Here is a 19071-nt window from a genome sequence, read left to right on the forward strand (position 1 = left end):
ATACACACCCAATCCAGACCAAACAGGCAGCCAGAGCTACCCAGCAGGAGCAAGCGGCCGGCGATTCACCACCTCAAAGATCCCACGGTTTTCAACGCACCCGAATCTTCGGATCACCCGCCCCCCGACGCAGATTGGCGAGGAAACCCTCCAACGGTGCAGGTTCGGCGATCTGCGGCAAGGCATCCTTGTCCGGGCGTTGCGCCCAGAAGGCATCCCAGGACGGAAACAGCTCGTGGAAGGTACCGGCGTAAGGCTCCCGCCCTGGCCAGCGCATTTTCAGGCCGCCGATTGGCGGTTTGTTCAGGTCGCTAGCGTACCAGTAGCACGGCAAGCGGCGACGGAAGCACCAGCGCCCGTCGATCCGCTCGTAGTCGTCCCAGTACAGCATTTGCATGACCACCCACTCGGGACCGGTCTCATGTTCGTTCTTCGAATAGACCACGCCCGTGGCGTGATCGGCATCGCTGAACTCGATGATGTGTTGCCCCAAGTGGTGGGAGGTGCCGTGGAACTGCTTGCGCATGGTTTCGTCCAGCCACGCCTTGAGGTGCGCGCGGCCGCTCTTGTCGCGGCCCACCCGCACGTCCGGGGCGAAGCAGTTGGCCATGGCGTCCATGTCGCGCATGTCCAGGGCCAGGGCGTACTTGCCGGCCAGTTGGCGGATCGCGTCCAGCGACTCCAGGCGGTCGATGCGCTCAAGCAAGCTGTCGTTGTCCTGGTTCATCAGTCGAGCACCGTGTACAGGTCCGAACCGCGTCCGCCGTCCACCGCCAGGCTCGCGCCGGTGACATACGACGCCTCGTCGCTGGCCAGGAACACAATGGCGTTGGCCAACTCCACCGGCAGGCCGACCCGTTTCATCGGGATGACTTTTTCCGTGTTGCTGCGGGTCTTGGCATCGGCCAACATGCCGGCCGTGGCCGGGGTGTCGACCACGCCAGGAATGATCACGTTGCAGCGGACGTTGTGCGGTGCACCTTCACTGGCCGCCGCGCGGCTGAAGTTGATCACCGCTGCCTTGGCCGCCGAGTAACCGGCCATCCACGCCGTACCGAACAGGCCGCAGATCGAAGCAATGTTGACGATCGAACCGCCGCCCTGCACTTTCATCAATTGCATCGCGGTGCGAGTGCCCCAGAAGGTGCCGTCCACGGTGGTGGCGAAATTGGCGTGCCAGTCGGCCGTGGTCATGGTGTCGATGCCGCCCCAGGTGTAGGCCATCGCGTTGTTGACCAGGATGTCCAGGCGCCCGTGACGTTGCGCGGTGGCTTGCAGCGCACCGACGTAGGCCTGTTCATCGCTGACATCGGCGACGGCGATCTCGGCCTGCCCACCCTGGGCATGGATCTTTTCCTGCACGCCCTGCAGGGGCTCGATGCGACGCCCGCACAGCACCACCGTGGCGCCCTCTTCGGCGAACCGCAATGCGGTGGCTTCGCCGATGCCGGAACCGGCACCGGTGACGAAGGCGATTTTTCCTTGTAGACGCTTGCTCATGGGTGACTCCCTGATCAGATAAAGGCCATGCCGCCGTTGACGGCGATGTTCTGCCCGGTCATGAAACTGGCATCTTCGCTGGCCAGGAACACCGCGACCCGGGCAATCTCGTCGGTCTCGCACATACGGCCCAGGGGCACGTTTTTCAGCAGCGCCTGCATGTAGTCGTCAGGGATGCCGGCCATCATCGGTGTGTTGGTCGGCCCAGGCACCAGGGTGTTGACGCGTATGCCACTGGCAGCCAACTCACGGGCGATCGAACGGGTCAGGCCCATCACCCCGGCTTTCGAAGCGCAGTAATGGCTTGGGCCGTCACCGGTCAGTGCGGCGGTGCTGGAGAGGTTGATGATTGCGCCCTTGCGGCCGCCCTTGACCATCAGCTTGGCGCCCTCGCGGCAGCACAGGAAGGTGCCGCCCAGGTTCACGCCGATCACCCGCGCCCAACTTTCGTCCGGCGTTTCGAGGAAGCTGTCCAGCGCGCCCACGCCCGCGTTGTTGACCAGGATGTCGAGACCGCCGAAGTGCTGTTCGGCCTGGCCCATGGCGTCGGCCACGGAGGCGCCGTCACCGACGTTGCAAGACAACGCCAGTACGCTGCCTCCCAGATCTGCCAGGCTCTCGGCCAGGGCAGCCTGGTTCAGGTCGACGGCCACCACCTTGGCGCCTTCGGCGACAAAACCGCGCACGATGGCCTGGCCCATGCCCTGCGCGGCGCCGGTCACGAAGGCCACTTTATCGAGTAACTTCATAGCAATCTCCAAGTGTGCGAATACGCTGCGGCCCGCTGTAATGGAGCCGTCACTTGCATGATTAGCGGCAAGGCCCCGGGCACACATCGTCCGATGGGACTAGCGCCACGTGGTCTGAACGGACGATGTGAACACCCCCGTCTACGCCCAGCATTCGCAAGGCGCGCATCTCGCCAGGCGCTGTTTCCCCTTCGATCCGCTGCAGCGCCTGGCGCGGTTGTGCCTCATGAATCCGCAGACAATGGAGAACCCCATGAACCAACCCGTAGACCTGCCCCTGCCCGTCGGCCATTACGCGACCCTGCCCAACGGCCTGCGCCTGCACTATCTGGATGAGGGCGCAGGCCCCGTGGTGCTGTGGCTGCACGGCAGCGGGCCGGGTGCCAGTGGCTTCAGCAACTTCAAGGGCAACTACCCGCAATTCGTCGCCGCGGGCTATCGCAACCTGGTGCTCGACCTGCCCGGTTTCGGTCGTTCGGACAAACCCGAGGACGTGCAGTACAACCTGGAGTTCTTCGTCGATTGCGTGGCGGCTTTCCTGGAGTCGGTCGGTGTGCGACGTTGCACGCTGCTGGGTAATTCGCTGGGTGGCGCGATCGCCCTGGGTCTGGCCCTGCGCCTGCCGCAACTGGTTCAGAGCCTGATTCTGCTGGCACCCGGTGGTGTCGAAGAGCGGGAAACCTACTTCAAGATGGAAGGTATCGTGCGCATGGTCAGCCTGTTCAGCGCCGGCCCCATCGGCATGGAGGAGATGCGCAGCATGATGCGCCTGCAGCTGTTCGATGACTCGATCCTGCCGGAAAGCCTGCTGCAGGAACGCGTGGCGGTGGCGGTGACCCAGCCGAAGAACCTGTTCAGTACGATGATGGTGCCGAACATGGAAGCGCAGTTGGGTGACATTCAGTGTCCGATCCTGGGCTTCTGGGGCACCAACGATCACTTCAACCCGGTCAGTGGCGCCCAACGCATCATCGACGGCGCGCCGAACGCCCGCTTCATTGTGCTCAACCGCTGCGGGCATTGGGTCCAGGTGGAACACCGCGAACTGTTCAACCGCAGCTGCATCGATTTCCTGCAGAACGGCTGATCGACAAACACCACAAAACCTGTGGGAGCGGCGGTGCGGCGATCCCACAGGGTTTGTGGTGTATTGGTTGCCTGGGTTGTTAGCGATCTGCCGCCTTCTGGCTGTTCAATATCGCGTCACCGGGCTGGCCGAGTACGCAAGACGTGCCACCCGGGGTGTACATCATCGCCACGCAGCGGTTGCAGGCGGTGCAGATCGAGTCGCGGCTGGCGCCACTTTCGAGTTTGTTGATGTAGTCATTTTCGGCCAGCAACACCCGGCCCATGGCGACCAGGTCAAAGCCCTCGGCCATGATTTTTTCGATGCTCGCCAGGCTCTTGGCACCGCCCAGATAAGCCAACGGCATTTTCACCGCCGCACGCACCTTGCGCGCATGCTCGAGCAAATAGAGTTCACGGAACTCCACCGTCGGCTCCTTGCGCCGCTGGATGGCCATCGCCAGGGCAATGATCTTGTTTTTCTGCTGCACGCGGTTTTCCTTGGGGAACGAGGAGCCGAACATGGTGGTGATCGACTCGGCATTCATACCCGCGCTGAGCACCAGCAAGTGCGCGCCCTCTTCTTCCAGCATGCGGGCAATCTTCGCCCCGTCTTCGTCGCTGTTACCGGCGCGCACGCCTTCCGTGACGCTGTATTTGCAGATCACCGCCATGTCGTGGCCGACCGCATCCAGCACCGCTCGCAGCACCCGGCGCGGAAAGCGCAGGCGGTTTTCCAGGCTGCCGCCGTACTGGTCCCGGCGCTTGTTGTACATCGGCGAAATGAACTGGCTCAGCAGGTAGCCGTGGCCCATGTGGATTTCCACGGCATCGAATCCCGCCTGGCGTGCCAGGCGTGCGCCTTGCGCGAAGTCGCGCACCACTTGCTGCATGTCGGATTCGTTCATCGCCTGCTTGAGGAACATGCCACTCATCAGGCCTATCTTGTTGAAACCGCCGCTGGCCGACAGCGGACGCTTGGTCGAGCGCTCGCGGATAAAGGTAAAGCAACCGCCATGGGTGATCTGCGCGCTGGCCAGGCCACCGGCCTGGTGCACACCCTCGGTCAGGGCCTTGAAGTGCGGCAGGCTGGATTGGGTCAGGGTCAATTGGTTGGGCAAGGTACGACCATCGCTGCTCACCGCGCAGTAGGCCACGGTAGTCAAGGCGATGCCGCCAGCGGCCAGGGCCGAGTGCAGCTTGACCAGTTGCTTGGACGGCACGCTCTGGGCACTCATGCCCTCGTTGGTGGCGGACTTGATAAAGCGGTTCTTCAGGGTCAGTGGGCCAATGGTGATCGGGCTGAACGGTGATGGGGTCGGACGAGGATTCATGACAGGCCTCTCTTTATTTTTATCGGGCTAAAAACGAGGGACTGCGTCGCCAGACGCGCGACGCAGCCATGATCATCAGAAGGTGTACTTGGCGTTGAGCGACAGGTAGTCGCGGTCAGCCAGCAGTCGGCCCTGGGCAACGTCCGGCGAACTCAGGTACGCGACATAGGTCATGCCGATCTGGAAGTTGCCCAGGTACTTGAAGTCGCCACCCACGGTCAGGCGCTTCTCGTCGCGGCCCAGGCCCTGATAGGCGCTGCCGTCGACGTTCTGCGTCCATACCACTTTGGTGCTCAGGTCCAGGCCGGTGGCGATGGACGGGTAATCCATGTAGGCGCCGACGCCGAACAGGGTCGAGCCACGGGTCTGGGTCTTCGATTCGAACTGGTCGAAGGTGCCGTCCACGCCGGCCCCGCCACCGGTGATCGTCAGGCTGTCGACCCCGTCGATGTGTTGATGCACCACCTCACCCATGAAGGTGGTCTGCTGGGCGAGCAGGCTTGGCCCCAGGATGTACATGGCGTTGAGGTTGCCCTGCCAGATCTGCCCGGTGGTCGGCGCGCCGTTGTTGAGGTAGACCGAGGCGCCATCGCGGTAGCTCAAGTCACCGGCGTACTGCACCGAATCGCCGACCTTGGAGCTGAAACTGACACCTGTCAGCTTGACGTCTTCGAAGTAGCCCAGGCGATAGGACGGCGCGGTGCCGTCATGCCCGATGCCCTTGAGCGAAGAGTATTGGGTGGTGCCGGTGAAGTCGAAGAACATCGAGCCGATGCGCTCGTTATAGCGGTAATGGAACAACCCCACTTCGGTGTTCTCGGTGATCCGGTAGCGCACGCCCAGGCCCCATTGGCCGCTGTCGCTGGCGTCTTTTTCACCGGCATAACCGACCGCCAGGCCGTTGGGCAGGCTGTTGACCACCCCGCTGCCCAGGCGATAGAACTCGGCACCGGGACCGAAGGTGTCGCTGCCGAAGTAGTCGCCCACGGGATTGAGCTGGGTCTTTTCCCACTCGTACTGGTAGTAGCCCACCAGCGCGAGGTCTTCGTTCAGCGACCACGACCCGGACACCTGCCCTACCGGCAAGTACGAGTCCTTGGCCTCGGTACCCGGCACGTTGAACTTGGTCGCATCTACCGGGGCCTGGCCCTGGCTGATGTTGGGCCAGAACAGGCTCTCGCCCCAGGCCACCAGATGCCGCCCGGCCTTGAGCGACAGGTACTGGGTCTCGCCGAGCTCGAAGTTGCCATACACATACGCATCGAGCAGGCGCGCCATGCTGCCACTAAGCCTGCGGGTTTCGTCGCTGAAACCATCGTTGTGCCCGGTCTTGTTCACCGTCTGCGGCGAATCGTTGGCATTTTTCTGGTTATAGACATCGTCATAGAACTGGCTGCCACGCAGCACCGCTCCAAGGTTGTCGTGCTTGAGCTGCAGTTCGCCGAACAGGCTCAGGCGGTTATTGATCAACGAGCCGCGCTTGAAGTTGCGCGTGCCGTCGTCGTTGTTCGGATCGTTGAGGTACTGACTCGCCTGCTTGGCGGTACGCATGGAGGCGGTGTAGTTGACCGTCAGCGACGAATCCAGGGTGGTATTTTCCCCCAGCTCAATGCTCGGTGCGGCGCTGGCCGTGGCACTGGCGATGGTGATGGCCGTTGCCAACAGACAGCGGCCAACGCTCAACTCTCCCGAATGGCGCGCGACAGTGTTTCCCGTGAACATGCTCCTCTCCTTTTGTTGTTGTTTTTTCTGGTGTCGCTACAGCATGAAAAAAGCCGATGCCACGCACATCGTCCGTTTGGTGAGATGAGTGCGCCTCATGCCTGGGCGCTATTGGCCACCAGCGCGCGCAGTTCGTTCTTCGCCACCTTGCTCGACGGGTTCAATGGCAAGGCATTGAGGAAGCGCACCTGGCGCGGAACCTTGTAATTGGCCATCTGCTCCCGGCTCCAGGCGATCAATTGCGCCTCGTCGAGCTCTCGTCCTTCACGCAGCACCACACAGGCACACCCGACTTCGCCCATGCGTTCATCGGCGACACCGATCACCGCCACCTGGGCAATGGCCGGGTGCCTGATCAGCGCTGCCTCGATTTCCGCCGGGTAGCAGTTGAAACCGCCGACGATGAACATGTCCTTCAAGCGATCGGTGATGATCAGGTTGCCCGCCCCGTCCAGGCGCCCGACATCGCCGGTGTGCAGCCAACCTTCGGCGTCGATGGCTTCGCGGGTCGCTTCAGGGTTCTGGAAATAGCCCTGCATGATGTGAAAACCACGCAGGCAGATCTCACCGGTTTGACCGGCCTCCAGCGCCTGGTTGTGCGGGTCGCGGATGCTCACTTCGGTGCCGGCGATCGGCCGGCCGCTGGTGCCGGCAATCACCTGCGCCGAATCTTGTGGATCGCAGATGGTCGCCAGTCCGCCACACTCGGTCAGGCCGTAGGCGGTGGTCACCACGGCGAATCCCAGCTCATTGCGCATGCGCTCGATCAGGCTCGGCGGGATGCTCGCCGAGCCGGTCACCGCGATTCGCAGGCTCGACAGGTCGGTCTGCTTGAGTTGCGGATGGGCCAGCAGCGAGAGATACAGGGTCGGCGCACCGGGCAGGACGCTGATGCGCTCACGGGCGATGCGCTGGAACACTTGTTCGGCATCGAACACCGCATGGGGCAGGATGGTCGCCCCGCCGATCAGGCAGGTTAGCCAACCGGCCTTGTAGCCAAAGGCATGAAAGAACGGATTGACGATCAGGTAGCGGTCCTCTGGTACCAGGCCGAGGACCCTGACGTATTCGGTGAAGGCCCGCAGGTTCTGGCCATGGCCACTCATGACGCCCTTGGGTTTGCCGGTGGTGCCGGAGGTGAACAACAGGTCGCACATGGCCTCGGGGCCGACCGCCATTGCACGGCGCTTGGCGCTGCCGGCATCGATAGTCGCGGCACCCTGCAGGAACTGTGCAAGCGTCAGGTCCGAAGGCTGCTCCGGCGTGTCGCCATCGATGATCACCAGGTGTTCGAGGCTGGCCGGCCGACGAGGTGCGAGCAGCGCCGGGTAGTCGACGTCGAGAAAACGCTGCTGGACAAACAACACCCGGCAACCGCTGCGCTCCAGCACATCCGCGGCCTCAAGGCCCTTCATGCGCGTGTTGATCGGCACCAGCACCGCCCCGGCGCACTGAATGCCCAGCGCCGCGAGGATCCAGTCGCCACTGTTTGGTGCCCAGACGCCAACCCGGTCACCGGCCTGGATACCCAGGGCCATCAAGCCCCGGGCGAAGCCCATGACGCGATCGGGCAGATCGGCGTAGTCGATGCATTGGCCGTGTTCTTCAATGGCCGTGCGCCCGGCAAAACGTTCCGCACTGCTGAAGACCAACTGGGCAAGGGTGGCAGGGGCAGCGCTCAGGGGCGCGGCAAGGTTCAGGCTCTGATTCATCGTGGGCTCGTGCTTGGCATCATGGAGGGCATCAATCGGGAAAGCGGATACGCAGTTGTGCGCTGGTGGGCACCGCCTGGCAGGCAAGGATCCAGCCTTCGGCCAGATCGCCCGCGTCCAGTGCATCGTTGTGCAGCAGTTCGACCTCGCCGCTTTCCAGGGTGCACATGCACGAGGCGCAGCCACCGACACGACAGGCGCTGGGTGGGTTCAGGCCGGCGCGCTCCATGGCAGCCAACACGGTTTCGCCGCTGTCACAGGCCAGCTGGTGATCCTCGCCATCCAGGCGCACCGCCAACTGCGCGGCCACGGCCGCCTCGCTGCTGGTCACCTGCGGCAATTCACCTTCGCCGGGCAGCGAGACGAAGCGTTCGACGTGCACCCGGCGATCCGGCATGCCGAGGGTTTTTAGCGCACTGACCGCCGCGTCCATGAACGGGCCCGGACCACAAATGAACGCCTGGGCGTCGATAAACGACCGCGCCAGCTCGGCCAGTTGCCCGACGCTCGGGATGCCCTGCACCGAATCGAGCCAATGGACGATTTGCAGGCGCTGCGGATGAGCGCTGGCCAGGCTTCTGAGTTCGTCCTTGAAAATCACCGAGGACTCATCGCGGTTGGCATAGATCAGCAGGACCCGGCCGGTTCCGGCGAGCAACGCCGAACGCAGGATCGACAGCACCGGGGTCACGCCGCTGCCGCCACCGAACAGCAGCAAGTCACCGTCAAGGCTGCGTGGCACGAACACCCCGGCCGGTGGCAGCACCTCAAGGTTCTGCCCGGCCTGCAACTCGCCGCACAACCAGTTCGACGCGCGTCCCTCGTGCACGCGCTTGACCGTTACTCGCAATGGCTCATCCAGCAACGGCGTGCTGGACAATGAGTAACATCGGGGCAGCCAACCGTCCTCGAAAGGGACGCGCAAGGTCAGGAATTGGCCGGGTTGATAGCGAAAACGTTCGCTTAGATGCTCGGGCACGTCGAACACCAGGGATCGCGCATCGGCGGTTTCCTCGATCACGCGCGCCACGCGCAGGGCAAGATAATTGTTCATAGGTCAGGTACTCATGACCACCTGGCCGTGGATCACGGACAGGTGGAAACCCAAGGGGGCGAAACAGGCTCCGTCGCCTCAGACGTAAGGGTCCGGGTTGGGCAGGCCGAGCATCACCGCGCCGTAGCTGCGCCCGTAGGCCATGTAGTTGTTGGCGATGTGTCCGCGCGCCTGGTGCAGGTCGCGGAACAGTCGTGCCACCGGGTTGGTGTTGTACAGACCCGAAGCGGCCATGCTGCGCAGCAGATCGTTGGCGCGTTCGGCGCAGATGTTGGTCACATAGGCCGACTGGTAGCGATACAACAGACGGGTCTCGGTGTCCGGGTATTCGCCGGCACGGGCCAGGGTCATCAGGTGCTCGTAGTTGCGCTCCAGCACCAGGCGCAGGCTATCGACGGTGACCATCGCTTCGGCCACGGCGGTCTGTGCCACCGGGTCCTCAGCGGTACGGGCGCCGTGCTTGCCGATGTGCTTGGCGGCATTGTCGCGGAACTCGTTGATCGCGCCCTGCAGGGCGCCGATGGCCGAGGTCGAGACGGCGCGGGAGAACACCTGGGCGAACGGGATCGCGTAGATCGGGTTGGTGTTGACCAGGCGCCCGGGTGTCGCTTCGAGGGTCCAATTGTTGGTGCGTTGCACACGATGGGCCGGGACGAATACATCTTCGACCACGATGTCATGGCTGCCGGTGCCGCGCAGGCCCATCACGTCCCAGTTGTGTTCGATCTGATAGTCGTGACGCGGCAGCAGGAAGGTACCGTGCTCGGCGGCCATCTCGCCATCGGGTGGCAGGATGCCGCCCAGGAACACCCACTGGCAGTGTTCGCTGCCGCTGGAGAAACCCCAGCGCCCGCTGATGCGGTAACCGCCCTCGACCACCGTGACCTTGGCCGCCGGCATATAGGTCGAGCAAATCAGCGCGCTGTGGTCATCGGCCCAGACTTCGCGCTGCGCCTCGATCGGGTAACGCGCCAGCTGCCAGGGGTGAACGCCCATCACACCGTAGATCCAGGCTGTGGACATGCACCCTTCGGCGAGGATGGTCTGGATTTCGAAGAAGGTGCGCGGGTCCACTTCATAACCGCCGAACGCCTTTGGCTGCAAGGCCCGCAGCAGGCCGGCGGACTGCAACTCGACGACGCTCTCCACCGGCACCTTCAAGTCCTTGTCGGCCTGCGCCGTGCGTGCCTTGAGTGCCGGCACCAGGCTGCGTGCCCGTTCAAGCAGATCACGTTCGTCCTGGGTCTTTTCTCGCATGCTGTGCATCACTCAATTCTCCCGATCTCACTGCGCCACTGCGCCAGTTGTGATGGATCATCGGATTGAGCGGGGAATCATTCATCGTCAAAGCGGACTAGGGGTGCGTGGGCTGATAGCCTACTGGGATATTTACGGGGTACATATCCGTTGCTGCGGTAACGGCTACTTATGGTTTCGCCCTTACGGCGAGTCACTTTCGAAAAGCGCGAAAGTAACCAAAGCGCTCTTGCCCCACCACTCGGTGCCTCGCTAAGGCTCGGCATGCCAGAACGAAGGCATTGCTCCGTGGGTCGCCGCGATGGGCCATCCATGGCCCAGCGCGGCTAAACCGGCGTCCTGCCGGTTTACCCACTGCGCAATACCTGCGTTCGGCCAGCGTGGTTTAACGGGGCGACCCAGATCAAAAACAAAAGCGAGGCGGCCTTAAAGCCGACCTGACTTTTCCGGTAACCCCCGACCTGATCGTTCCCACGCTCCGCGTCACCGTTGCGCACGGCTCACGTCATGCGTCGTCATCGGAACGCGGAGCGTCCCTGGCGGCATTCCCACGCAGAGCGTGGGAACGATCACACAGGGAGAACGCGTACGGCTCCCGATCAGGTCGACTTTAAGGCCGCCTCGCCTTGCTTTGGCTTTTGATTTTCTTGCCCCATCGAGAGGCCGAGTGGAGGTTCTGCGCAGTGGGTAAACCGGCATGGATGCCGTTTAGCCGCGCTGGGCCAGGGATGGCCCATCGCGGCGGGCCCCGTAGGAGCGAGCATGCTCCGGGCGGCGTTCCGACGAAAAACCTGAGAGCACCGCGGGGAGTCAGGCTTCCCGCGTCATCGTTGACCTCCATCGCGAGCATGCTCGCTCCTACAGTAAGAGCGAAACCATGGGTGGCCGTTACCGAAGAAACGGATATGTACACGAACCCACCTCATCCAGCCCCCCGCTAGTCCGTTGAGACGATGCCCAACCCGATCACCGCAGCGATAGTAAACCCATCCAAAATCGACCCCACGGAGCAAGGGCCATGAGTATTTTGCAGCGTTTCCAAATGGACGGCAGCGTCGCCATCGTCACTGGCAGCGGCCGCGGTATCGGTCGGGCGATTGCCCTGGCGTATGCCGAAGCCGGCGCCGATGTGGTGTGCTCGGCACGTTCGCTGGACGAAGTGCAGGCCGTGGCCGAGGAAGTTCGCGCCCTCGGTCGGCGCGCCCTGGCCTTCGCCTGCGACGTCAACGATGCCGAGCAACGCCAGGCACTGGTGCGCCACAGCGTCGAGCACATGGGCCGGATCACTCATCTGGTGAACAACGTCGGCGGTGGCGGGCCCAATGACCCGCTGAGCATGACACCCGAGCAGTTCGCCCAGGTGCTGAACTTCAACGTCGCCACCACCTACGCCTTCTGCCAGTTGTGCGTACCGCTGATGCGCGAGGCCGGCGGCGGCAACATCATCAATATCAGCTCAGTGGCGGCGCGTTATGCCCAGCGCCATTTCAGCGCCTACGGTACGGCCAAGGCGGCCCTCAGCCATCTGACCCGCCTGCTCGCCCAGGACTTCGCGCCGCAAATCCGAGTCAACGCCGTCGCCCCCGGCCCCACCCTGACCGAAGCACTTAACGGCGTGATGCCTGCCGCCATGCGCCAGGTCATGGAAAACAACACCCCGCTCAAATGCCTGGGCACCCCGCAAGACATCGCCGCCGCCGCGCTGTACCTGGCCAGCCCCGCATCGGCCTGGGTGACCGGCAAGATCATTGATGTCGATGGCGGTGCCGACTCGTCGGTCTGGCCCGGCTGACCCACTCCTTTGGGTTCGCCCCTGATGACGTTGGGGCGGGCCTTTTTTCTTCCACCCCTCTGGAGCCCTCGCCATGGACGCCCATTTGATCAACGCGCTCGGTGACGAGCTGTTCAACGCCCTGCGCAGCAGGCAGACGCTGCCCCCCCTGACCCGCCGCTATCCGCAGATCACCCTGGAGCAGGCCTACGGGATTTCCCTGCAGTTCCTGCAGCGCCGTGAAGCCCTCGGCGAGCACGTGATCGGCAAGAAAATCGGGGTCACCAGCCGCGCCGTGCAGGAAATGCTCGATGTCCACCAACCGGATTTCGGCTTCCTCACCAATGCCATGCAGGTCGAGGATGGCAGTGACGTCAGCCTGGCCCGCTACAACCTGATACAGCCCCGGGCCGAAGGCGAAATCGCCTTTATTCTCGGCGAAGATTTGCAAGGCCCGGGCATCCGTGCCGAGGACGTGCTGGCCGCCAGCCAATGGGTGGTGCCGTGCTTCGAGATCGTCGACTCGCGTATCGACGACTGGCAGATCCGCATCCAGGACACCGTGGCCGACAACGCCTCGTGCGGTGTGTTCGCCCTCGGCTCCCAGCGCATCGACCCGCGCTCGCTGGACCTGGCCGCGGTGCACATGCAAATGAGCAAAAACGGCCAACCGGCAGGCTCGGGCCTGGGCTCGGCGGTGCAAGGCCATCCTTGCGCGGCAGTGGCCTGGCTGGCCAATACCCTGGGCGAGCTGGGCATCCCGTTCCGCCGTGGCGAAATCATTCTTTCCGGTGCCCTGGCGCCGCTGGTGCCGGTGATCGCCGGTGACCACATCAGCCTGTCCATGACCGGCCTGGGCGAAGCCAGCCTGCGCTTTGTCCCGTGAATCGCCCTTCCCTCTTCAGGAGCCAAAAAACCATGAGTAAAAAGATCAAATGCGCGCTGATCGGGCCGGGCAACATCGGCACCGACCTGCTGTACAAACTGATGCGCAGCGAGGTGCTGGAACCGGTGTGGATGGTGGGCATCGACGCCACCTCCGAAGGTCTGGCACGAGCACGCGAGCTGGGCCTTAAAACCACCGCAGACGGCGTGGACGGATTGCTCCCGCATGTCCTCGAAGACCAGATCCAGATCGCCTTCGACGCCACGTCGGCCTACGTCCACGCCCAGAACTCGCGCAAGCTCAATGCCCTGGGCGTGTTGATGATCGACCTGACTCCGGCGGCCATCGGCCCGTATTGCGTGCCACCGGTCAACCTCAAGGCGCAACTGGGCCTGGGTGTGATGAACGTCAACATGGTCACCTGCGGCGGTCAGGCCACCATTCCGCTGGTGGCGGCAGTGTCCAGCGTGCAGCCGGTGGAATACGCCGAGATCATTGCCACCGCCGCGTCCAAGTCGGTCGGCCCCGGCACCCGCAAAAACATCGACGAGTTCACCCGCACCACCGCCAGCGCCGTGGAAAAGGTCGGCGGTGCGAAGAAAGGCAAGGCGATCATCATCATCAACCCCGCCGAGCCGCCGCTGATCATGCGCGACACCGTGCATTGCCTGACCGCCAGCGAACCCGACCAGCCCGCGATCACCGCCGCCATCGAGGCCATGATCGAGCAAGTGCAGCGCTACGTGCCCGGCTACAAGCTGGTCAACGGCCCGGTGTTCGACGGCAATCGGGTGTCGATCTTCATGGAAGTCGAAGGCCTGGGCGACTACCTGCCCAAGTACGCCGGCAACCTGGACATCATGACTGCCGCCGCAGCGCGCACCGCCGAGATGTTCGCCGAGGAAATCCTCAAGGGCGAGCTGGTACTCACCCAAACCGCTCACGCATAAGGAGTCGACCATGGATCTTCGCGGCAAAAGCATCACCGTTCACGACATGTGCCTGCGCGACGGCATGCACCCCAAGCGTCACCAGATCAGCCTGCAACAGATGAAAGACATCGCCTGCGGCCTCGACGCGGCCGGCGTGCCGCTGATCGAAGTCACCCACGGCGACGGCCTGGGCGGCAGCTCGGTGAACTATGGCTTCCCGGCCCACACCGACGAAGAGTATCTGTCGGCAGTGATCCCATTGATGAAAAAGGCCAAGGTCTCAGCCCTGCTGCTGCCTGGCATCGGCACCGTCGATCATCTGAAAATGGCCCATGAACTGGGGGTCAATACCATTCGCGTGGCCACCCATTGCACCGAGGCCGATGTCAGCGAACAACATATCTCGCACGCCCGCAGCCTGGGCATGGACACCGTCGGTTTCCTGATGATGGCCCACATGAACAGCCCTGAAGGCCTGGTCAAGCAGGGCTTGCTGATGGAAAGCTACGGCGCCAACTGCATCTACCTGACCGATTCGGCGGGCTATCTGCTGCCCCACGACGTCAGTGCTCGCGTGACGGCGATGCGCGCGGCCCTCAAGCCTGAGACCGAAATTGGCTTTCATGGCCACCACAATCTGTCGATGGGTGTGTCCAACTCCATTGCTGCGATTGCCGCCGGGGCCAATCGCATCGACGCCGCCTGCGCAGGACTCGGTGCCGGCGCGGGCAACACGCCGATGGAAGTGCTGGTGGCGGTGTGTGATCGCATGGGTATCGACACCGGCGTCAGTGTGTTCGGCATCCAGGATGTGGCTGAAGACCTGGTGGTACCGATCATGGACTTCCCGATCCGCAGCGACCGCGATGCACTGACCATGGGCTACGCCGGGGTTTATGGCTCGTTCCTGCTGTTCGCCAAGCGCGCCGAGAAGAAGTACGGCGTGTCAGCTCGGGAAATTCTTGTTGAGATGGGACGTCGTGGGATGGTTGGTGGGCAGGAGGATATGATCGAGGACACTGCCATGACACTTGCTCGTCTGCGGCGGCTGGGGTAAGGCTTTGTGTTACGCGATTTTTTTCAGGTGTACATATCCGTTGCTGCGGTAACGGCCACCTATGGTTCCGCTCTTACAGCGGGTCACTTTCGAAAAGCGCGAAAGTAACCAAAGCGCTCTTGCCCCACCACTCGGTGCCTCGCTAAGGCTCGGCATGCCCTCACTCCGGCATTGCTCCGTGGGTCGCCGCGATGGGCCATCCCTGGCCCAGCGCGGCTAAACCGGCGTCCTGCCGGTTTACCCACTTTTTGCGCAATGCCTGCGTTCGGCCATCGTGGTTAACGGGGCGCCCCCAGATCAAAAACAAAAGCGAGGCGGCCTTAAAGCCGACCTGACTTTTGCGGTAACCCTAATCCCCTGTGGGAGCGAGCCTGCTCGCGAAGGACGTCAACGATAACGTGCCCAGTCTGGATGAACGCGTTGCCTGGAGATTTTTCGCGAGCAGGCTCGCTCCCACAATGAGATAGCAGGCAGACCTGAAATCAGGTCGGCTTTAAGGCCGCCTCGCTTTCGCGTTTGATCTTGATCTGGCTTTTGATTTTCTTGCCCCATCGAGAGGCCGAGTGGAGGTTCTGCGCAGTGGGTAAACCGGCATGGATGCCGGTTTAGCCGCGCTGGGCCAAGGATGGCCCATCGCGGCGGGCCCACGGAGCAGGACCGGAGCGAGGGCATGCCGAGCATTAGCGAGGCACCGAACGCCAGGGGCAAGAGCCCTTGGTTACTTAGGGCCGGGCGGCGTTCCGTTTTTCCAAGTGACTCGCTGTAAGAGCGAAACCCTAGGTGGCCGTTACCGCAGGAATGGATATGTACACGAAAAAAAACAGTCGATCACTGGCCTAACGCCAATCAGCAACAATCCCATGCTCCAACGCAAACGGCTGCGCAGCAATCGTCCGACGCTGAAACCCTGGTGCCTGCTCTGCAGTAGCCAGCCACAACATCACCGCCGCCGGAACATGGGGCGGTGCGCTGCCGGAACGCAAAGCGATCAACCCTTTGTCACCGATGGTGGCCTTGAGCGCTTCGGTCGTCACCACCCCTGGATTAAGGGTGTAGGCACGAACGCCGAGATCACCCAATTCCGTGGCCATTACCCCGGAGAGTCGCGACACCGCCGCCTTGCCCGCGCCGTAGGCATAACCCCAGCCGCCCTTGCCCGCCGCCACCGGCGGATCGCTTTCGCCGGCGCCGGAGGTGACATTGATCACCACCCCGCCACCGCGCGTCACCATGTGTTCAGCCACCGCCTGGGTCAACAGGAATGGGGTGAGGATATAGCCCTGGAACATCCGCTCCAGGGTCTGGGCTTGCAAGTCCATGAACCCGGCGTTGAGGTCGCTGCCCTGGTAGATCGCGTTGTTGATCAGTACGTCGATGCGACCGTACTCGGCCAGCACCGCCTGGCAGGCGCCCAGGGCCGAAGCGCTGTCGAGCAGGTCCATGGGCACGACAAGCACCCGGCAACCAAGATCGCGCAACGCCTGCGCAGTGCCGTTGAGGCTGCCAGCCAGTGGCGCTCCGGCGGCATCGCGCAGGGCATGTTCATGTTGTTCACCCTCATTGAGGGTACGGGCGCTGATCGCCAGGTCGAAACCGGCGCGGGCGAACGCCAGCGCCGCCTCGCGACCGATACCACGGCTGGCGCCGGTAATGAATGCCACCTTGTTCATGCAAGTTCCTTTCAGAAGTGCGGAGCGCGGACCATGGCGTCCATGCCGCCATCGACGAAAACCACGCTGCCGTGGACAAAAGACGCTTGTGGCGACTGCAGGAAGACCACCACGGCGGCGATCTCATCAGGGCAACTGGAGCGGCCCAGGGGCGCGACGAAATCACGGGTTGCCTGGCCAAAGCGCGCATCATCCAGCGACGCCTGGTGCAGCGGGGTTTCTACCGCACCCGGCGCCACCACGTTCAAACGCATGCCCCGCTTGCCCCAGCTTACGGCCAGGCTACGAGCATGACGGCTGATCGCGTATTTGGAGGCCGCATAGGCGACATGAGGCTGACCGAGGGTATTGGCCAGTTCCAGCGCCTGGACTTCATCGCCTGCAATCATCGCTTCAACCATCGCCTGACCGTCGACGCCTGAATGAGTCGCCGCCACCGAGCCGATCACCAGTGCCGCCGGTTGCTGACCCTTGGCAAGCGCACCTTGCAAGCCATCGAGCAATTGGCTGACGCCGAAGTAGTTGACCGCCGGGATCAGGCCGCAGGTCGGCGCCGTGACACCCACTCCGGCGCAGCAGATCAGCCCGTCGAGGACGCCGCCGCTGAGCTCAAGCACTCGGGTGATGGCCGCGTCACGCCCCTGGGCAGTGGACAGGTCGGCGATCACTTCGGCGTTGCTGCGATCGATCCCGATAACCTGGTGCCCGGCGGCGCGTAGGGCGGCGGATACGGCGGCGCCGATTCCCGAGGCGCTGCCGGTGATGGCTGTAATTGGCATAGTGGTTCTCCGTGATAGGTCCGCCCAGTATCGACAGGGCAATCACGGGACGGCATCGTCCGTGCGGACTAAAAATTGATGTGTTGAAACCAGAGGAAACCCGGGCGCCGCGGTGTGACTGATACACCGCGGCGCCTGGTTCGCCTGTAGGAGCCAGGCTTGCCGGCGAAGAACAATTATGCGGAGTGACAGATACACCGCGGCGCCTGGTTCGCGGGCAAGCCTCGCTCCTACAGACCATCAAATTCAGGCCTGGCGATAAATCGGCACGGCCAGTTGCAGCGGCGGCACTTTGATCTTTTCCGTCACTTTCAACCCAAGCCTGGGTTTGCCCAAAGCCACCACGCTGTTGAGCAGGATGCGCACCAACTCGGTCTGGCGCCGCACGCCGGTCTTGGAGAATATCGAGCGCAAATGCGCCCTCGCGGTATTGCGTCTGATATTAAGAACCTCTGCAGCTTCTTCCAGGGACAGGCCGTTGGCCAGTTCCATGGCCAGGGCAGTTTCGGCCTTGGTCAGGTTGAACAACTGCTTGGTCACCACCTCGCTGGCCAGGGATTTACTCGACGCATCGCGGATGTAAACCAGCGCTGCGGGCTGGCCCTTCTCCTCGGCCCAGTCCAGGGACCGTATCGATTCAACCACTACACCGAGGGCGACCAGTCCGGAAGGACGGGTCACTGACATGGCCTCGGCGTCTTTTGGAGCATCCGGGGAAAACGCGGCGCGAATCAAGCGTTGCAGCTCGCGGTTGTCGCTGGGGTAAGTCGCCTCCAGGCGCCCGCCCACCAGTTTCAAGCCGTCGGAACGGGCGAGGATTTCCTGGGCCACCGGGTTGATCTGCAACACGCTGCCGCTCTCGTCGAGCACCAGGGTCGCCACCGATAGCCGGCTGATGGCCTGGGAGTACAACTCGCTCAGCGATTCACTGCGGTCCAGCAGGTTATGCAATTGCGAGGCACGCCGCAGGTGGGGCAGGAAACTGGCGCACACCGCGCGTTCATGGGCAGAGAAATTGGCTGCCCGTTTAGGGCGGGTCATGCGAAAACGCAGTTTGCCGCCGTCCGGCGTGGAAATGTCGGCACACATCAGGTGGTACACGTCATGGGGCTCGCAGAACATTTTGAAGTAGCCGTTCTGCTCCCACTGCGTGGTGCTCATGATGTCGTCCACGGTGAATACATGGTCCAGCGGCTGATTGGCGAAAGGTGAATTGGTTTGCGGGTAGGTCATGTAACAGACATCACCGGCACCTTCGATCTCGCCAACGATGATCATCACGCCGGTATCGGGTTGATCCGGCACCCGCAGGATCAGCGTGACGAAGTTGGCATCGTAGAGTTTGAGAAAGCTCCTGAGCGCCGTGGCCATCAGTTTCGGATCGAGTGCGCCTTCATAGATCTCGCCCACCAACTGGTTGTAGCGTGTAAGGTCCAGGCCAAGACTGGCCAGGGCTTCATGGGTCAAGTCACCGTTTTGCATAGTCTTATCTCGCTCGGGTAAGGACTGTGCCCTTCCCTTGTTATTTTTATAATTTCGGCTGGGGAGCCCAGGGCTCCCCTCTCTCGACTGCTACTTGCCCG

16 protein-coding genes are annotated in these 19071 nt (G+C 62.9%); 5 read left to right on the forward strand and 11 right to left on the reverse strand.

Annotated features, from left to right (window positions below; all coding sequences use genetic code 11):
• Positions 1-91: 91 nt before the first annotated feature.
• From HGP31_RS20710 to HGP31_RS20720, 3 genes are read right to left on the reverse strand one after another with little or no spacing between them, the layout of a single operon-like run.
• Complete coding sequence (locus tag HGP31_RS20710) at positions 92-727, reverse strand: nuclear transport factor 2 family protein (protein WP_020801193.1); 636 nt, start codon at positions 725-727, stop codon at positions 92-94.
• Positions 727-1500 (reverse strand): SDR family NAD(P)-dependent oxidoreductase, encoded by a 774-nt coding sequence (locus HGP31_RS20715; RefSeq protein WP_168758558.1) that lies wholly within the window; start codon positions 1498-1500, stop codon positions 727-729. Before HGP31_RS20715 ends, HGP31_RS20710 begins: the two co-directional genes overlap by 1 nt.
• A 14-nt stretch (positions 1501-1514) precedes the next feature.
• Complete coding sequence (locus HGP31_RS20720; RefSeq protein WP_168758559.1) at positions 1515-2249, reverse strand: SDR family NAD(P)-dependent oxidoreductase; 735 nt, start codon at positions 2247-2249, stop codon at positions 1515-1517.
• 253 nt (positions 2250-2502) lie between these two features.
• On the opposite strand from HGP31_RS20720, the gene HGP31_RS20725 reads away from it, so the two are divergent.
• On the forward strand, positions 2503-3336 hold the full coding sequence (locus HGP31_RS20725) for an alpha/beta fold hydrolase (RefSeq protein WP_168758560.1): 834 nt from the start codon (positions 2503-2505) through the stop codon (positions 3334-3336).
• A gap of 79 nt (positions 3337-3415) precedes the next feature.
• Here the strand turns inward: HGP31_RS20725 and HGP31_RS20730 are convergent, their stop codons facing one another.
• The 5 genes from HGP31_RS20730 to HGP31_RS20750 all read right to left on the reverse strand — a co-directional run bounded on the left by HGP31_RS20730 (position 3416) and on the right by HGP31_RS20750 (position 10402).
• Entirely contained in the window at positions 3416-4648 is a 1233-nt protein-coding gene (locus HGP31_RS20730; protein WP_168758561.1) for an NADH:flavin oxidoreductase, read from the reverse strand.
• Positions 4649-4723: 75 nt separating this feature from the next.
• Complete coding sequence (locus HGP31_RS20735) at positions 4724-6370, reverse strand: DUF1302 domain-containing protein (protein ID WP_179057051.1); 1647 nt, start codon at positions 6368-6370, stop codon at positions 4724-4726.
• A gap of 95 nt (positions 6371-6465) precedes the next feature.
• Positions 6466-8082 (reverse strand): FadD3 family acyl-CoA ligase, encoded by a 1617-nt coding sequence (locus tag HGP31_RS20740; RefSeq protein WP_168758562.1) that lies wholly within the window; start codon positions 8080-8082, stop codon positions 6466-6468.
• A gap of 31 nt (positions 8083-8113) precedes the next feature.
• The gene (locus HGP31_RS20745) at positions 8114-9136 is read right to left on the reverse strand and encodes a ferredoxin--NADP reductase (RefSeq protein WP_020801200.1); all 1023 of its coding nucleotides are present in this window, start codon (positions 9134-9136) and stop codon (positions 8114-8116) included.
• A gap of 78 nt (positions 9137-9214) precedes the next feature.
• On the reverse strand, positions 9215-10402 hold the full coding sequence (locus HGP31_RS20750; RefSeq protein WP_020801201.1) for an acyl-CoA dehydrogenase family protein: 1188 nt from the start codon (positions 10400-10402) through the stop codon (positions 9215-9217).
• A gap of 1009 nt (positions 10403-11411) precedes the next feature.
• Here HGP31_RS20750 and HGP31_RS20755 point away from each other — a divergent pair.
• The 4 genes from HGP31_RS20755 to dmpG all read left to right on the forward strand — a co-directional run bounded on the left by HGP31_RS20755 (position 11412) and on the right by dmpG (position 15039).
• Positions 11412-12185, forward strand: a complete 774-nt coding sequence (locus tag HGP31_RS20755; protein ID WP_168758563.1) for a glucose 1-dehydrogenase — start codon at positions 11412-11414, stop codon at positions 12183-12185.
• 73 nt (positions 12186-12258) lie between these two features.
• Positions 12259-13050: a fumarylacetoacetate hydrolase family protein gene (locus HGP31_RS20760; protein WP_083349409.1), complete on the forward strand. Its 792-nt coding sequence runs from the start codon at positions 12259-12261 to the stop codon at positions 13048-13050.
• A 32-nt stretch (positions 13051-13082) separates the two neighbouring features.
• A complete protein-coding gene (locus HGP31_RS20765) occupies positions 13083-14000 on the forward strand; it encodes an acetaldehyde dehydrogenase (acetylating) (protein ID WP_168758564.1) in 918 nt (305 codons plus the stop codon).
• Between the two features lie 10 nt (positions 14001-14010).
• Entirely contained in the window at positions 14011-15039 is a 1029-nt protein-coding gene (dmpG, locus tag HGP31_RS20770; RefSeq protein WP_168758565.1) for a 4-hydroxy-2-oxovalerate aldolase, read from the forward strand.
• Between the two features lie 836 nt (positions 15040-15875).
• Here the strand turns inward: dmpG and HGP31_RS20775 are convergent.
• The 3 genes from HGP31_RS20775 to HGP31_RS20785 form a co-directional block, all read right to left on the reverse strand.
• The gene (locus HGP31_RS20775; RefSeq protein ID WP_020800085.1) at positions 15876-16709 is read right to left on the reverse strand and encodes an SDR family NAD(P)-dependent oxidoreductase; all 834 of its coding nucleotides are present in this window, start codon (positions 16707-16709) and stop codon (positions 15876-15878) included.
• A gap of 11 nt (positions 16710-16720) precedes the next feature.
• Positions 16721-17488 carry an SDR family oxidoreductase gene (locus tag HGP31_RS20780; protein ID WP_020800084.1) on the reverse strand — a complete coding sequence of 256 codons (768 nt, stop codon included), beginning with the start codon at positions 17486-17488 and terminating at the stop codon, positions 16721-16723.
• Positions 17489-17734: 246 nt separating this feature from the next.
• A complete protein-coding gene (locus tag HGP31_RS20785; RefSeq protein ID WP_168758566.1) occupies positions 17735-18970 on the reverse strand; it encodes a helix-turn-helix transcriptional regulator in 1236 nt (411 codons plus the stop codon).
• Between the last annotated feature and the right edge of the window lie 101 nt (positions 18971-19071).

It is taken from the genome of Pseudomonas umsongensis (assembly GCF_012647205.1).
GTDB lineage: Bacteria > Pseudomonadota > Gammaproteobacteria > Pseudomonadales > Pseudomonadaceae > Aquipseudomonas > Aquipseudomonas umsongensis.

Excerpts from the sequence above, each read along its gene's own strand:
- HGP31_RS20730 (WP_168758561.1), bottom strand. The coding sequence starts at position 4,648 with ATGAATCCTCGTCCGACCCCATCACCGTTCAGCCCGATCACCATTGGC.
- HGP31_RS20715 (WP_168758558.1), bottom strand. The coding sequence starts at position 1,500 with ATGAGCAAGCGTCTACAAGGAAAAATCGCCTTCGTCACCGGTGCCGGT.
- HGP31_RS20725 (WP_168758560.1), top strand. The coding sequence starts at position 2,503 with ATGAACCAACCCGTAGACCTGCCCCTGCCCGTCGGCCATTACGCGACC.
- HGP31_RS20740 (WP_168758562.1), bottom strand. The coding sequence starts at position 8,082 with ATGAATCAGAGCCTGAACCTTGCCGCGCCCCTGAGCGCTGCCCCTGCC.
- HGP31_RS20765 (WP_168758564.1), top strand. The coding sequence starts at position 13,083 with ATGAGTAAAAAGATCAAATGCGCGCTGATCGGGCCGGGCAACATCGGC.
- HGP31_RS20755 (WP_168758563.1), top strand. The coding sequence starts at position 11,412 with ATGAGTATTTTGCAGCGTTTCCAAATGGACGGCAGCGTCGCCATCGTC.
- HGP31_RS20745 (WP_020801200.1), bottom strand. The coding sequence starts at position 9,136 with ATGAACAATTATCTTGCCCTGCGCGTGGCGCGCGTGATCGAGGAAACC.
- HGP31_RS20785 (WP_168758566.1), bottom strand. The coding sequence starts at position 18,970 with ATGCAAAACGGTGACTTGACCCATGAAGCCCTGGCCAGTCTTGGCCTG.
- HGP31_RS20710 (WP_020801193.1), bottom strand. The coding sequence starts at position 727 with ATGAACCAGGACAACGACAGCTTGCTTGAGCGCATCGACCGCCTGGAG.
- HGP31_RS20760 (WP_083349409.1), top strand. The coding sequence starts at position 12,259 with ATGGACGCCCATTTGATCAACGCGCTCGGTGACGAGCTGTTCAACGCC.
- dmpG (WP_168758565.1), top strand. The coding sequence starts at position 14,011 with ATGGATCTTCGCGGCAAAAGCATCACCGTTCACGACATGTGCCTGCGC.
- HGP31_RS20735 (WP_179057051.1), bottom strand. The coding sequence starts at position 6,370 with ATGTTCACGGGAAACACTGTCGCGCGCCATTCGGGAGAGTTGAGCGTT.
- HGP31_RS20775 (WP_020800085.1), bottom strand. The coding sequence starts at position 16,709 with ATGAACAAGGTGGCATTCATTACCGGCGCCAGCCGTGGTATCGGTCGC.
- HGP31_RS20720 (WP_168758559.1), bottom strand. The coding sequence starts at position 2,249 with ATGAAGTTACTCGATAAAGTGGCCTTCGTGACCGGCGCCGCGCAGGGC.
- HGP31_RS20780 (WP_020800084.1), bottom strand. The coding sequence starts at position 17,488 with ATGCCAATTACAGCCATCACCGGCAGCGCCTCGGGAATCGGCGCCGCC.
- HGP31_RS20750 (WP_020801201.1), bottom strand. The coding sequence starts at position 10,402 with ATGCACAGCATGCGAGAAAAGACCCAGGACGAACGTGATCTGCTTGAA.